Source organism: Dyadobacter sp. 676 (genome assembly GCF_040448675.1).
Classification (GTDB): Bacteria; Bacteroidota; Bacteroidia; order Cytophagales; family Spirosomataceae; genus Dyadobacter.
Genome location: NZ_CP159289.1, coordinates 5,672,383 through 5,687,446, shown reverse-complemented (window position 1 = coordinate 5,687,446; position 15,064 = coordinate 5,672,383). Strand labels below are relative to the sequence as shown.

The following is a 15,064-nucleotide window of genomic DNA, read 5'->3' as shown; positions in this document are numbered from 1 at the left end:
TACAAAACTATTTAATCTACCAATTTAATAGTTTAAAACTTCAAAATAACTTTACTTTGCCGATCAAATAAGTATAGTTATAAAAGCATCACCTATGATTCAATTTCTCCGTTCAAATCACATCCGGCTGATTTGGGCTTTGCTGGGCGGCATAATGGCCATGCAGGGCCATGCCCAATCCGTTTCCATACAGGGAAAAGTTACTTCGGCCACTGACCAGTCGGCCTTGCCGGGCATTAATGTACTGGTCAAAAACAGCACCACAGGTACCACCACCAATGCCGACGGCAAGTTTGAGATTACCGCGGGTCGCGACGCGGTGCTGGTCTTTTCGGCGATTGGCTACATTACACAGGAGGTGGAAGTGAAAGGGCGTACACAGATCAACGTGCAGCTCAGCGACGATACCCGGCAGCTCAACGAGCTGGTAGTGGTGGGGTACGGCACCCAGAAAAAGCGCGACCTGACCGGCTCTGTAAACTCTCTGGACAGCAGGGACTTTAACAAAGGGGTACAAACGTCTGTCGACCAGCTCATTGCCGGTCGCTCGGCGGGTGTGCAGGTGACGCAATCCAGCTCTGAGCCGGGCGGTGGCGTGACGATCCGCATCCGCGGGGCCAATTCTATCAATGCCAATAACGAGCCGCTTTATGTGATCGACGGGTTGCCGGTGAACAACGCGGCGGTGGTGCCGGGCTCGACGCTGGTGAACGAGCAGGCCCCCCGCAACCCGCTGAATGCGCTGAACCCGAACGACATCGAGTCGGTAGAAATATTGAAGGATGCTTCGGCGACAGCCATCTACGGCTCGCGCGGGGCGAACGGGGTTATTCTGATCACCACCAAAAAAGGCTTGAAAGGAAAGCTGAACGTCAATTATGCTTTGTCAAGTGCCGTTTCGGAAGTGACCAGACGCGTGCCGATGCTCAATGCGCAGCAATACATGGCCCTGCTCAACGACCTGCGCGCCGACCAGAAGCAGGCCCCCGAATTCTCCACCGAACAGATCGCCGCCGTAGGCAAAGGCACGTACTGGCAGGACGAGATTTTCAGAAAGGGTTATTTGCAAAACCATCAGCTCTCATTCTCGGGCGGGCAGGATAAATTCACCTATTATGCTTCGCTCAACTACCTGGATCAAAAGGGCGTCGTGATCAGCTCCGGCATTAAGAAGTATGTCGGCCGGGTGAACCTGAATTACACCGGCGACAAATTCAAATTTGGGTTAAACCTCAATTCCAGCCAGGTAAAGGATGATTTCGTACCCAACGGCGTAAGCGTGAATGAGGGTGCCGGCGTGATCAACACCGCCATTTTCCAGGACCCTACCCTTAGCATTAAAAACCCCAACGGCACCTGGACGCAGACACAAATCGTGAACCTGGAAAACCCGGTGGGCCTGGCCAACGAAGTGAGTGACTTTGCCACCACCAACCGCACTTTTGCCAGCGTTTTTGCCGAATACTACTTTTTGCCCGAGCTTTCGGCCAAGATCAATTTCGGTACCGACCGCCAGGATTCGCGGCGCGATATTTTCACCTCCCGACTCACCAAACGGGCCGAAGGTACCAAAGGCATTGCCAGCGTGCTGACGAGCAACGCTTCCAACAACCTCGTCGAATTTACGGCCCGGTACAGCAAGGCGCTCAATAAGGATAATCAGCTCGAAGTCCTCGGCGGTTATACCTACCAGGAATTCATGGTAAGCTCCCTTTCGGCAGGTGCGCAGAACTTCCCGCTCGACGCATTGGGTACCGATAACCTCGCCGCAGGCGCGCAGAGCACATTTTCTCTGGGCTCCGGCCGGACGAAGAACCAGCTGCTCTCCTACCTTGGGCGTGTAAACTACAATCTGCTCGACAAATACCTGCTCACCGCCTCCATCCGTGCCGACGGCTCGTCGCGCTTCGGCGACAACAAGAAATATGGCATTTTCCCTTCGGTAGCCCTTGGCTGGCGGATCAAGGACGAGCTTTTCCTGAAAAACGTGAATGAGATCACCGACCTGAAACTCCGCGCCAGCTACGGCGTAACCGGTAACCAGGACATCGGCAGCTACAAATCACTGGTTCTGCTCGGGCCGCAGGGACAGGCCATTTTCGACGGCGCGCCGTACGTGGGTATTTCCACCACGCAACTTCCTAACCCGGATTTGAAATGGGAAACCACCAGCCAGCTCGATATTGGCGTAGATTTCAGCTTGTTTGCCAACCGCTTGTCGGGTAGCATTGATTATTTCCATAAACAAACCAAAGACCTGCTCCTGCAACTGCCCATTCCGCGCACCAGCGGCTTTACCACCACTTTCAAAAACGTGGGCGAGCTGAAAAATACCGGTTTCGACTTTGCACTGACTTCCGTAAACGTCACCGCGCCATTCACCTGGCGGTCGAGCCTGAATTTCTCGGTCGTGAAAAACGAAGTGACCGACCTCGGCACATTGCCTTACATTCTGGGCGGCTCAGCAGGTTTTACCAACGACTTCACCATTATCCGCAAGGGCGACCCGCTGAATGCCTACTATGGCTACATTGTCGACGGCGTGTTCCAGCGGGGCGAGGACATTGCCCAATCCGCACAACCGCTCTCGCGCCCGGGCGAGTACAAATACCGCGACGTGAACAAGGACGGCTCCATCAATTCCGCCGATCGCACGATCCTGGGCTCACCATTCCCGGATTTCACCTACGGCCTGAACAACGATTTTACTTACGGCGCATTCAACCTGTCGTTTTTCTTCCAGGGCGTGCAGGGCAACAAGCTGTTCAACCTGAACCGCACCGAATCCGAAAACCCGATCTCGTTCCGCCGCAACCGCCTGGCCGAAAGCTATACCGATCGCTGGACGCCCGCTAACCCGACCAACGCCAATTCTTCCGGTATACCCGTGGCCGTTTCCTACACGAGCAATGTGAACAGCCGGGCCGTGGAGAATGCCTCCTACCTGCGGTTGAAATCCGTGCAGCTGACTTACAACTTCCCGTCGGCCAAATGGCGGCATATCAAGGGCTTGCAAGTGTATGTGACCGGCCAGAATTTGTTCACCATCACTAAATACACCGGCTACGACCCCGAGGTGAGCGCATTCGGAACCTCCAACGTGCGTGCCGATTACAATGCATTCCCGCTTTCCCGCACCTACACCGCGGGCGTGAGCATCAATTTCTAATTTCCTGCGAGACAATGAAAAAGTTACTATATATCCTGTTGCTGCTCAGCGCCGCCGCGTGCGACAAACCGCTCGAAGAGGAAGTGTATTCTTCTTTTGGTCCCAATAATTTCTTCAAAACCGCCGACGACGCCGAAGCTTTGCTCAACGCGGCCTACGCCCTCGAACAGAAACAAGGTACCGACGGCTTCCGCAACATCCTCGTCATGGCTGAGGTTACTACCGACCTCCTCATTATCCGCGAGGGCGGGCTCCGCGGGCTCGCGCAACCGCTCGAAGATTTCACCTGGAACGCCTCTCACGAATTTTTCGACGTGGCGTGGACCCGCTATTACAGCGCCATTTACCGGGCGAACCTCGTGATCGACAACGTGCCCAATATCGATTTCGACGAAGAACGGAAAAGACAGATCATCGCCGAGGCGCGCTTCCTGCGGGCGAGCGGCTACATTTCGTTGTATGATCTTTTCGGCCCTACCCCACTCATTACCAACAGCATAAGCAGCAGCGAGGATCGTCCGGCCCGCGCCACCAGGGAAGAGTTCGTCAAATTCGTAACCGACGAGCTGAATGCCGTGGCCGATATTCTGCCCGTAACCGCCAGACAATACGGCCGGGCCACCAAAGGTGCCGCACTCGCATTCCTGACCAAATTTTACCTGAACAACAAGGACTGGCAGAAAACGAACGAAACCGCCCAAAAGGTAATCGACCTGAACGTGTACAGCCTTTTCGACTCGGCCAACCGCACGGACCTTTTCAAGCTCGCCAACGAGAAAAACAGCGAGTTCATTTACGTGCGCCCGCATGTGGCGCAGCCGGGCCTGGGCACCAATTACCTGCCCCACGCCGCTCCCCCCGAACTATAAATACAAAGGCGCCGCCAAGGCCAACTACGCCACCCAGCTCAAAACACTATCGGCCTTTTACGACTCTTTCGACCCGAAAGACCAGCGCCGCCAGGCATTCCTGACTGAATACGACGACCTCAACGGCAAACATATCGTACTCGGCCAGGACGATAAACGCAGCTTCAAATTCGAAGAAGACCTTCCCGCTACCGGCGCCGATCTCGGCAACGACTTCCCGGTGGTGCGCTACGCCGACATCCTGCTGAGCAAAGCCGAGGCTTTGAACGAGCTCGAAGGCCCGACCCAAGCGACCGTGGACCTGATTAACCAGGTACGCACCAAAGCCGGCCTTGCCGCGTTATCCGTTTCAGCATTCGCCTCCAAAGACGCATTGCGGGCGCATATTCTCAAGGAGCGCGGCTGGGAATTTTTCACCGAGGAGCTCCGCCGGCAGGACCTGATCCGTCATGGCAAATTCATTGAACTGGCCAAAGGCCGCGGGAAAACAGCTTTTGATCACCAGGTACTGTTCCCATTGCCGCAGAGCGAGATCGACCGGAATCCTAATTTGAAGCAGAATGAAGGGTATAAGTAGGGTTTGATTTAATAAGTGTATCCGCAAAATAAAGCCGGGCTATCAGTTCGATGGCCGGGCTTTTATCTTCATGTTAAAGTTGGTTACGGGAATTGCCAGCGCCGATTTACACGCTGCCGCTACATGCCTACGGCATTCGGGGTGATCGATCCTGCGCCTTTCTACCGATATTACATCGTTAACGCGATCGAACGTCGTGACGGGATAGTGCCGTCAGGCACGTAACATCGATAGAAAAACGGTGCCTTTCCGCTGATCCCCTGGCTTTTGTATACTGGGAGGGTCACCATGTCGCGTAAAATTTGGTAATTGCACCAGCATTTTTCAACTTGCCATGGTTTAACGAACGCTACATGATCTCCCAAGAAGAAATTGCATTACTCCTGCCTGCATTAGAATCCGACCGGATAGAAAAAACGGTATCAAAAACTAATTCTGACAAATTTGGTGAGGCGATATGCGCTTTTTGTAATGACATGCCAGGTCATGGACTGCCGGGATATTTGATCATCGGAGCGAATGACGACGGAAGTTTGAATGGCACCAAGGTAGATGAGCAACTAATGCAAACACTACTTAACTTTCGAACTGACGGTCGTATTGTGCCACCTCCTGCAATGACAGTGACAAAGTTTTCTTTTGAAGACGGAGATATTGCAGTGGTAGAGGTCCAACCATCTAAGGTGCCGCCTGCAAGGTACAAAGGGCGGGTTTGTGTTCGGGTAGGTCAAAGAAGGGGGTTAGCGATTTTGACTTTGAACACCGGTTTGAGGGCGACCTGACCACGCAAATGCGTGTAATGAAAGAATTTATCAAATCGCAAATTGAAAAGCGGGTACAGCTGGGGCTCGGCGAGTCGTACGATCTGGCATATCCGGCATCGGCAATAGAAGAATTGCTATATAATGCGATCATACACCGCGACTACGAGTCCAATGCACCGATCAAATTCTACGAGTTCAGCGATCGGATTGAAATTACAAATCCTGGTGGTCTGTATGGCGATGCAAGGCCTGAGAATTTCCCCAATAAAAACGATTACAGAAATCCAACATTGGCAGAAGCAGCGAAAAATTTAGGGTTTATCAACGCATTCAATGTTGGTGTCAAACGCGCCAAGGCCGCTCTTTCGAAGAACGGCTCACCGGAGCCTTTATTCATCCTCGATCAGCCAACCGGCTTCGGGGTTGTAATCTATAAAAAACGATAATGAAGACTATTGCATTTTTTAATAATAAAGGTGGTGTTGGAAAAACGACATTAGTATATCATTTCACCTACATGTTGGCGGAGTTAGGCTATCGATGCCTAGCTGTCGACCTTGATCCTCAAACGAACTTGACTTCAATGTTTTTGAGTGACGATCGATTGCAGGAAATATATGATAGCGATGAGCGCAGACCTACGATTCTGGAAATTATAAAGCCATTGAATCGGGGATAGATGATATATCCCCTGCTCATATCGAGGAAATAAAAAGCAATATCGGGCTTCTTGCCGGCGACTTGGAATTGTCGCTTTTCGAAGACAAACTTAGCGGCGGTTGGGGAGCCTGCCTGAACCGTGACGAAGCGGCGTTCCGCGTCGTGTCGTCGTTCTATCGGGTAATTATGGAAGCAGGTCAACGATGGAATGCCGACTTTAATATTATCGATATAGGGCCCAATTTTGGGGCGATTAGTAGAGCTACGTTGATTGCAGCTGATTACGTGGTTGTCCCTATGGCAGCCGACTTGTTTTCATTACAGGGTTTGAGAAACCTCGGAAATCGACTCACACAACCTGGCAAGGAGAATGGGAAGACCGCCTCAGTAGAAACCCCGAGCCGTCACTTCAATTACCTCGCGGCTCGATAATCCCTTTAGGTTATGTGGTTATGCAGCATGGAGTTAAAGAAAGCAGACCTGTGAAATCGTATCTCAAATGGGCGAATCGGATCCCTAACGTTTTTAGAGAGTCCGTTTTAAACAACGCGCCGGAAACAGACCTGAGCGTACCTGACGATCCATATTGCCTGGCACTTTTGAAACATTATCATAGCCTGATACCAATGGCAATGGAAGCAAGAAAACCGATTTTTCTTTTGAAGCCTTCCGATGGTGCTATCGGCGCACATCTGGGAGCCGTAAAAAGTAGTTATGCTGATTTCTTTTCATTTACCAATAAAATCGTGAATAGAATAATCGGCTAGAAAATTGCTTCATTCCATCCCCAAAAACCCGCCCCCCCCCCCGACCCTACGCCGCGCTCCGGTTGACCCAACCATCCCTCCCGAAAGAAATCACACACACCGAATCGCCTGAACGGATCGTGGAACCCGAACGTATATGCAGGGAAAATCGACCGGAAACTGGTATAAATGTCGTCCTGATGCCCGATTTTACGGCTATCAATGTGACACAATTTCGCCGCTTAAGGGCTCGCCGGCGGGCAGCAGCCACAGGAGGAAGCCAACCAACGCGAGCAATGCAATATTCGTAAGCGTAGCGATGCGATAAGCGCGAATGTAGTCCGCTACATCCGGCTGCGGGCCGAGATGGGAAAAGAAAACCCCTCCGATTACCCCGATACCCAGCGCTATCGCCGTTTGCTGAAAGGTCGAAAATGTACCGGAAGCGGCTCCTGCGAGTTCAATGGGCATGTTTTTGAGTCCGACCGCCAGCAGCGAAGGCAGTACCGAGCCGCAGCCGGTGCCGTAGGCGAAAAGAATCGGGTACAGCCATTGGCGATCCACTTCCGGGCCGTTCAGGACAATGATGTGCATAGCCAACGTAACAATCATGATGAGTATACCGGCCTGTAGTACCTTTTTGCCAAACAACGGGACCAGCCGCAGGGAAATGAGCGACGCGATGACGTAGCCGACGCCCTGGAATACAAAGAGTATTCCCGTCTCGGCGGAACTGAACCGGAGGCCCGTTTCGAGGAGCATGACGTTGATCAGGAAATAGGAGTCCTGGACCATAAAGTAAAACAGGACGATCGCCATGCCGACATTGAAATCGCGGAAGCTGAACAGGCGCACATCCAGGAGCGGCAGCCTTTCGGTCGAAAGTTTTTGCTTCTGGTTTCTCACAAACATCGCCAGCAAAATACCACCAGTGCCGAGCATTGCGAAGCACCACAACGGCCAACCCACCTCATGCCCGTGTATGAGCGGGTAAATCACACACGCGAGTGCGCCCGTAAGCAGGAGTACGCCCTCATAATCGAAACCGGCATTGCGGCCGTCGCTCCGCCGGTCGGCGGGCAAAAACAGCAGCGCCATGGGCACCATAAGCAAACCAATGGGCAGGTTAATGAGAAAAATCAGTCGCCAACCTTCGGGAAAGCCGTTCATTTCGGGTAACAGTCCCCCCCAGAAACTGCCCGATTACCGAGGCGCTTCCGGCGACGCTGCCATAAATCCCCAACGCTTTGACCCGCTCTTTACTGCCCGGAAACAGCTCCTGAATATAGGTAATGCCCTGCGGGATCATCCACGCGGCACCGACACCCTGGAAAAACCGGGCGGCGTTCAGTTGCCAGGGCGTTTGCGCGAAGCCACATACCGCCGAGATCGATACAAAGAGCAGCATGGCCGTTACAAAGACTTTCTTTTTACCGTAATAATCCCCTGCCCGACCGGCGGTGATCAGAAAAACCGCGTAGCCCAGCAGGTACAGGGCTATCACGAGCTGGATATCGCTGTCGGTACCGCGAATGCCTGTTTTTATGGCCGGGATGGCTACGTTCACGATGAAAATATCCATCACGGACAGAAATACCGAGGATGAAATAATGGCCAGCAACAGCCATTTTGAAATTTGTGTATTCATTGCGTTGTTAATTGATCAGGGCGTGCCGGAATGTCCGGTCCGTTATCTTTTTCGGCCAAAAATCAGGCGGCAAGTGCTCGTAATCAAGTAGTTTATAAGACAATACCAGGTATGACAAACGATACTATTATTGTAGATCAATCCATTACGAATGAAGATTCTGAGCCATTTTCAGAAAAAAATAATACGATGAATATCGCGCTCGACATTATCGGGGGGAAATGGAAGCTGATGCTCCTGAACAAGATCCGGGAAGAGTGCCCGATGCGTTTCGGGGTACTGCGCCGTAAGCTTCCCCACATTACGCAGGCTACGCTCACGGCACAATTGAAACAGCTGGAACGCGACGGAGTGCTCCTACGCGAAGCATACGCGGAGTCGCCGCCCCGGGTGGAGTATAAACTGACGGAGATCGGCAAAAGCCTGATCCCCATTATGGATTCGCTTTGCGCGTGGGGCGAGGATTATCAACGGCGGGTCCGGCACGGCCAGGAAAAGGCGGCAGAGCGGTAGTTGTTTTTCAATAGATTATATTGCATCCATGAAAAGCTACACCTACTACGTACTCGACGTATTTTCTGCTGTGAGGTACCAGGGTAACCCGCTGGCCGTCGTGCTGACGGATTCGGATCTGGATGTTGAAAGCTACTCGGATATCGCCCGTGAATTCGGCGGGCATCGGGATCGACGAGGACCCCGCAACCGGTAGCGCCGCAGGACCGTTGGCGGGCTATTTATTGCAAAAGGGCTACATAAAACCGGGAACGGATTACAGAATTTTACAAGGAGCCCGGATGGGGCGCCCCTCGGTAATTCACTTCAATGCCAGGCCCGACGGCATTTGGATCAGCGGCTCGGCCGTCATCGTCATGGAAGGTAAAATTCACATTTGAAGATCATGGTGCTACCACCAGACGATTGTCCCTCTTTCAGCGGGAAGGCCTTTGCCGGTACTCCTCGTCGTTGCATCTTGGAAGATATTTCTCCCCAACACCCATTTAGCCACGGGAATTGTTCCCGGAAATGGAAAACCACGATTACGGTGAGACTAGCGACACGACTTGCGACCGCCGGATGCAAAGGAGGGTTTCTAAGACCTCTTCTCCGGCTTTTCGATCCCGGCAAAATGCTACCGCTCAATTCATCAGTCGTAAATCCTTTGAGCGTCGGCGGGGAGCTGCCTGACATGCAGTAAATAGGATGTCAGATGCTCGTCCCAGTTTGCCGGATATTCGTAGCCCAACTCCGCTGCGACAGCCTTTGCCGAGCACCGGAACAAATCCATCGAAGCAAACGTGGCGTCCCAAATGTGAGGAACGCTCGCTACCGGGTAAGTCGCGAGAAGCTTTTCGTATAAGCCGGGCTCCAAAAAGCGGCCGTAAAACTTTCCCCATTTGCCGGGGTTGACCTGAAAGTCGTGCCGGCATCCGATATACCAATCCAGCATTTGCAGCAAGGCACCCCGGATCACCTGGTTCAATAATTCCTGAACGTAAATCACCTGGCCGCGCCAAAGCGCCTTACCAACGCTACCGCTGGTGAACCAGAATTCGTTACAGCAATCGGTAAATGAGCGGGCTGAGGGCTTTTGAATATGGTAGCCGGCGTCGCTTACCGCACGCAGCGGACTGGCGCTGAAAATACCGGCCTTGTCCAGCAGCACCTTGCAAAGGCTATCGCCGGTGAATTGGTCGAGCTTTTCCAGGGGAGTCATCACCAGATCGATCCGGTTCCCGTCGGTGAACAGCATTAAATATGAGAAAGCCCCCGCGAGTTCGGCCGAAGGCGGGTACAACTCCATGTCTTCCGGCATTTGCATAATCATCCTTTCGCCAAAAACGTCTGTCCAGCTATGATCCCGCAGAAAGGGAGCCAGATCTTCCACCACGTAGATAATGTCGAAATCCTGAAAAATGTCGGGAACTATATTCGGATTGGACCGGGACCCGTCCTGCAACACCGCCAGAATACGGCTGTCATTGCGTGCAACCTCCAATATCAGTTCCATCATCCGGAATGTGCTTCTGCTCGTCATGTGTTTTGTTGAAAGCTGAATATTCGTAATTTTCCTGTGGTCGGCATAAATCCGCCCGTGTAGTTGGAATTTAATGCCCAATATAGGGGTAAGCGATGATTTACTTGTCTTGTTAATAATAACAAAAGTCACCAGTCTGGCACGATATGAAAAACCTGACTATCTATTTGCTGTTGGCACCAGTTCTCTTCGCTGGCTGCGAGGAAGACAAAGTTGTCGGCGAAGCGGCCTTACCGGCAGCGGAAAAGCAGTACCTGGATACTCATTTCCCCAATGTCGCTATCTCAAGAGTTGTGCGCCATCGTAACGATAACATGACAACTTATGACGTTTGGCTCCAAAACCGCATCGAAGTCGAGTTTGACGCACATGGCCGGGTCGCCGGCATCGACGGCCAGGCAACGGAACGGCTGCCGGATTCCGTGCTACCGACCCCCATACTGGAGTACGTTAACACCCGGTATGAAGGCCAATATGTGGTCGAATGGGAAAGAGAAAGGAACGATCAGGAGATCCGGCTTTTCAATGGTACCGAACTGGTTTTCGATTTGAACGGTGCTTTCGTCAGGATTGACGACTGATGCGATTTCTTCAATCCTTCGAGCTTAACGATACAAGGTAATATAATTCATGTTCCGGTATCAGCTACGAGAAATCGGAATACCTATTGGGTACCACTTGGCGGCACGAGGACCTTTTCCATCCGATAATTGCGGATTTCGATACCGTCTATCACGTTTATATTCTCCCTGATGACGACAAATCCCAGGTGCTTGAAAAACGGGGCCGCGGTTTTGCTGACATCCGACGTAAGGGTTCCCGTACCGGCTTCAACCGCCCTGGATTCCAGTCGTGCGTAAATCTGCTTTGCGACTCCTTTTCCAAGAAAGTCGCTCGCCGTATACATAAAATCAATATGTACTGCATTCAATAGCGATCCGAAACCCGCTATTTCACCATCGATTTCCGCCACCTGGAAGTACTGCCCATTGATTGCGTCGATCCAACGCTGGCCGTTTTCGGCTGTACGCTTCCAGGCGGTCCGCTGGCTCTCGTCGTAATCGGCCCGGCATGCGCTGTCTATCGTTTGACGGTAAATCTGTTGCAAAATTCTAATGTCGTCAACCAGGGCTGATCTTAATTGTATCTTTTTCATGTGGGATGGTGAAGTCCAATGATCGGTCAAAACTACTCGGATTGAAGCATCCTCGGCGTACCGGGTACCATACTTTTTTGACGCACCGGCACACATATCCGGCGACACGCAGGATATTTCATAAGACCGCCGAGGTGGCTTACCCGAACCTTAACCCATACCCTTCCAGAATCGATTGCAGCACTTCGTCGCGCTCTTTTTCCGTCGGGAACCGCCACCGGTCGACTTCCGTCAGCCCTGCCTGGCTTCCATTCGGAAGGGCCCGCTCGAAGACAATTTCGAAGCCGCCCGCATTGTCCTTCCGGATGCTATCGATATTGTCCAAATTGATGGCCCGTTGCTGTTTTAGATTATAAATGAAGGCTGCCATAAGTCCAATTGAGTTAATTTACTTAAAATAAATACCGGCCTGCCCGCCCGCGCCGGAAGGAATATGCCGGCACATTCTTCGGCACCGGCCGTTGCGGAACAGCTTTACTTGCCCAACATAGCCCGGCGCAAAACCATATCCTAACAATTCTTATTCAGAGAGAAAGGTAACGGATAAATGTCCGGAATCCGGTGATAACCGGCGCGAGCAAGATCTTTTTCCGCAGGTATTCGTGCATCCCGAAAGCAGCTTGTTCAAGCGGGCCGACGAGCGCACAATCCTTCAATTAAGTCCCGGCAAAGCAAAATACCCGGAAGAAAACAAAGCGGAGACTTGTCCGGAATGCGTCGGCGGACAACTCGCGCTGGTATGATTTTAACCGGGACCTGCTACAACCGTTACGATCGTCAGCCACTTTTCAAAAGTGCTATTGGTATGCTGCTACTGCAAATGTTTCTTCCCCTATATGATAACGCCGGAAAGCAATTTCCTGAGGCTAATTTTCTGGACCTTCGGCAGGAATTGACCACCCGATTTGGCGGGGTGACCATTTACAGCAGGTCTCCGGTTAAGGGACTGTGGAAGCAGGACGAATCGTCGGTAACGGAAGACGAGATGGTTATTTACGAAGTACTGGTCGACAAATTAGACACCTCCTACTGGACCCGGTTAAAGCTGCGGCTGCAACATACCTTCCGTCAGGAGGAGATTATGATGCGGTATTACGAGGTTACCAGGTTATGATCGCGAACACTGCATCGCGACTGTCCCCAGCCATGACTTACAATAAACAGATCGATGCGCTGGCATTGGCACCGTCGATTTTGTGATCCCTATGGTTCCCGATATTTCGCCGGCTTTCATGGGAGAATACTACCATGCGTGTTAATCCAGGTTAATGGATTTTCTTATCATAGGTGATTGGAAACTGTACATCCAACCCGCAAAATTTGCATTTGAGAGCGCTGTTCCTCGCTTTTTCAACGGTTCTGTTTCCGCATGGAAGCTGTCGGCTGGTTCCTGAGCGTTGTCAGGAGGTTGCGCATTTGTCGGCTGTTTCAGCGCGCCGGACCAGTCGTTAAATGATTTGTAAAGAGGAATTGATAAGGTTTAAAATTAAATGTAGCCATGGATACATTCACGAGAATCGCCCTGATTGTACTCGCATTACCACTGATACTGACCGGTTGTAACAATCGCTCGGTTGAAGAAAAGAATCGGGAAATCATCGAACGGTATTTCAACGAAGCCTGGAACGAGGGGAAAGTTGATGCGCTGGACGAATTGCTTACGCCGGATTACATTAACCATACACCGTCGGTCCCCAACCCGCCCCGAGGCCCCGCCGGCCTGAAACCCATTTTACAGGCAATCCGCCGCGGCTTTCCGGATTTGCATTACCAGATCAGGGATGTGATCGCAACCCGCGACAAAGTGGTGGCACGCGTGGTGATGACCGGTACGCATACAGATACCCTTTTTAATATTCCACCTACCGGCAGGCACATCGAAGTCAACCAGATCAACATTGAAAGGATCGTGAACGGCCGCATAGCCGAGCACTGGCGCGTCACCGACGAATTAAACATGATGCAGCAACTCGGCGTTGTTGCGTTGCCTTAAACGGATATCGCCGGTTTGCAGTTGTCGATTGTGGTAAATGCCGGCCGAAGCCATTCCATTGTGCAATCCCGATAGGAATCGCGCCTTGTTCGCCAGTTTAAAATTTGCTACCGCCCGAAAGTTTTTCGTCAGCTTTACTTTCTGTCAAAAATGCTTTGTAGTCCTTGATATTCAGCATATCGTGCACCGCTTTTTTCTTGTCAGCGGCCCGATCAAAATAGGCCTTGCAGATTTGGTACCCTACCCAATACCCAAGGTCGGCAGGACGGTCGGCGGTCTCCTGGCTGCTGTTGGCAATCCAGTTGTGATACCGGTTCAGATACATTTCTTTTTTAAATTCTTCCCAAACCTTGCGCTCATTTCCGGCAGCCCAAACATGCAGGCGGTGATTGGCCGTTTTACCGCTGATCAACTCCCCTAGAAAATCGGCCATACCTTCCTTGATCGCATGGCACAGCAAGGTGGTGTCGCCAGCCATGTTTTCTTGTTGTACATGCACCAGCTCGTGCGCTACCACATGCTTCAGATTGTTAAAGGGCAGCATATTTTTCTTCTGCCATAAATTCAATTCATGAGTCGGCGTATCATCGCCAGCCGCCTGCATATCGACCCCCATGATTGAGCCATAATTCGTGACAGTTCCCCCGGAGCTCCATCCGCCGATTACGAAAGTTACATTAGGAAAAGTGGCGGGTTTGTACCAGTGTTTCAGATTCCGGAATATTACGCGGATAGTATCTTCCAGCGTGCCGACCCGCTCTGTGTTAGCCCTGATACCGGCGTAATATTCAGGCATGGTTTCAATGTTATGAACAAAACCTTTAATGCCGCCGATGTTCGGAGTTTTAATTCTATAATATTCCTGCAAATCAGGAGTGCCTTTCTCAAAATATTCGGTGAGAAATAACTTCTGGGCATTGGAAGAGTCTTTTTTTATACTGGTCGTAAACCTTCCAAAACAGGCCTATATCGCTCGTGATCACCGCCGCCCGATCAGGATCAAGCTGCGCGTCTTGTTTGTCGGACATGAACCTTAGCAGGTCCGAATATGCCTTATATTTCCGGACCGCAGCCAAAGCAGCCTCGGAATCCATCCAGTTTCGGTTTGTAAATCCATACTGTTTCACAGCTTTCCGCAGACTGGCCAGCGCACTGTCGGGCATTTGGGCCATGGCATAGAAATAGGCGGCATTTACGGCTGGTTGCCTTTTGTATGCCAGCATTTTGCGGGCCGCCCCCTCCGCATTATAATATCGGGCAGCTGCTTTGTACTGCTTCGCTTCGCCCAGGCTATCCGCCAGCTTTCCATATCGGTCTGCTTCCGGATTAAAATCCTGCGAAAAAGCACTCGTACTCACTGCCAGTACGCATAACTGGATGGCCATTAATAGAATTGAATTCCTCATTTTTAAGGGTTGTGAATTGAATTTCGAATAGACTTAAATTG

The 15,064-nt window shown here is 51.6% G+C and carries 20 protein-coding genes; 13 read left to right on the top strand and 7 right to left on the bottom strand.

What is annotated here, in order from left to right:
- Positions 1 to 94: 94 nt before the first annotated feature.
- The 8 genes from ABV298_RS25215 to ABV298_RS25180 all read left to right on the top strand — a co-directional run bounded on the left by ABV298_RS25215 (position 95) and on the right by ABV298_RS25180 (position 6,806).
- The gene (locus ABV298_RS25215; RefSeq protein WP_353718899.1) at positions 95 to 3,169 is read left to right on the top strand and encodes a TonB-dependent receptor; all 3,075 of its coding nucleotides are present in this window, start codon (positions 95 to 97) and stop codon (positions 3,167 to 3,169) included.
- Between the two features lie 14 nt (positions 3,170 to 3,183).
- Complete coding sequence (locus ABV298_RS25210; RefSeq protein WP_353718898.1) at positions 3,184 to 4,038, top strand: RagB/SusD family nutrient uptake outer membrane protein; 855 nt, start codon at positions 3,184 to 3,186, stop codon at positions 4,036 to 4,038.
- Entirely contained in the window at positions 3,977 to 4,615 is a 639-nt protein-coding gene (locus tag ABV298_RS25205) for a RagB/SusD family nutrient uptake outer membrane protein (protein WP_353718897.1), read from the top strand. The genes ABV298_RS25210 and ABV298_RS25205 overlap by 62 nt, the downstream gene beginning before the upstream one ends.
- Before the next feature lie 353 nt (positions 4,616 to 4,968).
- Positions 4,969 to 5,397: an ATP-binding protein gene (locus ABV298_RS25200; RefSeq protein ID WP_353718896.1), complete on the top strand. Its 429-nt coding sequence runs from the start codon at positions 4,969 to 4,971 to the stop codon at positions 5,395 to 5,397.
- Positions 5,398 to 5,414: 17 nt separating this feature from the next.
- On the top strand, positions 5,415 to 5,825 hold the full coding sequence (locus tag ABV298_RS25195; RefSeq protein WP_353718895.1) for an ATP-binding protein: 411 nt from the start codon (positions 5,415 to 5,417) through the stop codon (positions 5,823 to 5,825).
- Complete coding sequence (locus tag ABV298_RS25190) at positions 5,825 to 6,058, top strand: ParA family protein (RefSeq protein ID WP_353718894.1); 234 nt, start codon at positions 5,825 to 5,827, stop codon at positions 6,056 to 6,058. Before ABV298_RS25195 ends, ABV298_RS25190 begins: the two co-directional genes overlap by 1 nt.
- 62 nt (positions 6,059 to 6,120) lie before the next feature.
- The gene (locus ABV298_RS25185; RefSeq protein ID WP_353718893.1) at positions 6,121 to 6,471 is read left to right on the top strand and encodes a ParA family protein; all 351 of its coding nucleotides are present in this window, start codon (positions 6,121 to 6,123) and stop codon (positions 6,469 to 6,471) included.
- A 50-nt stretch (positions 6,472 to 6,521) separates the two neighbouring features.
- Positions 6,522 to 6,806: a hypothetical protein gene (locus ABV298_RS25180; RefSeq protein WP_353718892.1), complete on the top strand. Its 285-nt coding sequence runs from the start codon at positions 6,522 to 6,524 to the stop codon at positions 6,804 to 6,806.
- 198 nt (positions 6,807 to 7,004) lie between these two features.
- On the opposite strand, the gene ABV298_RS25175 is transcribed toward ABV298_RS25180, so the two are convergent.
- Both ABV298_RS25175 and ABV298_RS25170 read right to left on the bottom strand, forming a co-directional pair.
- Positions 7,005 to 7,955: an MFS transporter gene (locus ABV298_RS25175; RefSeq protein WP_353718891.1), complete on the bottom strand. Its 951-nt coding sequence runs from the start codon at positions 7,953 to 7,955 to the stop codon at positions 7,005 to 7,007.
- Complete coding sequence (locus tag ABV298_RS25170; RefSeq protein WP_353718890.1) at positions 7,912 to 8,433, bottom strand: MFS transporter; 522 nt, start codon at positions 8,431 to 8,433, stop codon at positions 7,912 to 7,914. The genes ABV298_RS25175 and ABV298_RS25170 overlap by 44 nt, the downstream gene beginning before the upstream one ends.
- Positions 8,434 to 8,622: 189 nt before the next feature.
- Between ABV298_RS25170 and ABV298_RS25165 the strand changes: the two genes are divergently transcribed.
- Together ABV298_RS25165 and ABV298_RS25160 are read left to right on the top strand one after the other, a co-directional pair.
- Complete coding sequence (locus ABV298_RS25165; RefSeq protein WP_353718889.1) at positions 8,623 to 8,946, top strand: helix-turn-helix domain-containing protein; 324 nt, start codon at positions 8,623 to 8,625, stop codon at positions 8,944 to 8,946.
- A gap of 122 nt (positions 8,947 to 9,068) precedes the next feature.
- A complete protein-coding gene (locus ABV298_RS25160) occupies positions 9,069 to 9,326 on the top strand; it encodes a PhzF family phenazine biosynthesis protein (protein ID WP_353718888.1) in 258 nt (85 codons plus the stop codon).
- Positions 9,327 to 9,577: 251 nt separating this feature from the next.
- Here the strand turns inward: ABV298_RS25160 and ABV298_RS25155 are convergent, their stop codons facing one another.
- A complete protein-coding gene (locus ABV298_RS25155) occupies positions 9,578 to 10,468 on the bottom strand; it encodes an aminoglycoside 6-adenylyltransferase (RefSeq protein ID WP_353718887.1) in 891 nt (296 codons plus the stop codon).
- 146 nt (positions 10,469 to 10,614) lie between these two features.
- Here ABV298_RS25155 and ABV298_RS25150 point away from each other — a divergent pair, with 146 nt between their 5' ends.
- Positions 10,615 to 11,049 carry a PepSY-like domain-containing protein gene (locus tag ABV298_RS25150; RefSeq protein ID WP_353718886.1) on the top strand — a complete coding sequence of 145 codons (435 nt, stop codon included), beginning with the start codon at positions 10,615 to 10,617 and terminating at the stop codon, positions 11,047 to 11,049.
- Between the two features lie 83 nt (positions 11,050 to 11,132).
- Here ABV298_RS25150 and ABV298_RS25145 read toward each other — a convergent pair whose 3' ends face one another.
- Together ABV298_RS25145 and ABV298_RS25140 are read right to left on the bottom strand one after the other, a co-directional pair.
- Positions 11,133 to 11,624: a GNAT family N-acetyltransferase gene (locus ABV298_RS25145; RefSeq protein ID WP_353718885.1), complete on the bottom strand. Its 492-nt coding sequence runs from the start codon at positions 11,622 to 11,624 to the stop codon at positions 11,133 to 11,135.
- 139 nt (positions 11,625 to 11,763) lie between these two features.
- On the bottom strand, positions 11,764 to 11,994 hold the full coding sequence (locus ABV298_RS25140) for a hypothetical protein (RefSeq protein WP_353718884.1): 231 nt from the start codon (positions 11,992 to 11,994) through the stop codon (positions 11,764 to 11,766).
- Between the two features lie 369 nt (positions 11,995 to 12,363).
- Between ABV298_RS25140 and ABV298_RS25135 the strand changes: the two genes are divergently transcribed.
- Entirely contained in the window at positions 12,364 to 12,738 is a 375-nt protein-coding gene (locus ABV298_RS25135; RefSeq protein WP_353718883.1) for a hypothetical protein, read from the top strand.
- A 384-nt stretch (positions 12,739 to 13,122) separates the two neighbouring features.
- On the top strand, positions 13,123 to 13,617 hold the full coding sequence (locus ABV298_RS25130; protein ID WP_353718882.1) for an ester cyclase: 495 nt from the start codon (positions 13,123 to 13,125) through the stop codon (positions 13,615 to 13,617).
- 97 nt (positions 13,618 to 13,714) lie between these two features.
- On the opposite strand, the gene ABV298_RS25125 is transcribed toward ABV298_RS25130, so the two are convergent.
- Together ABV298_RS25125 and ABV298_RS25120 are read right to left on the bottom strand one after the other, a co-directional pair.
- Positions 13,715 to 14,233 carry a DUF2268 domain-containing putative Zn-dependent protease gene (locus tag ABV298_RS25125; RefSeq protein WP_353718881.1) on the bottom strand — a complete coding sequence of 173 codons (519 nt, stop codon included), beginning with the start codon at positions 14,231 to 14,233 and terminating at the stop codon, positions 13,715 to 13,717.
- A gap of 268 nt (positions 14,234 to 14,501) precedes the next feature.
- Positions 14,502 to 15,023: a hypothetical protein gene (locus ABV298_RS25120; protein WP_353718880.1), complete on the bottom strand. Its 522-nt coding sequence runs from the start codon at positions 15,021 to 15,023 to the stop codon at positions 14,502 to 14,504.
- Positions 15,024 to 15,064: the final 41 nt, after the last annotated feature.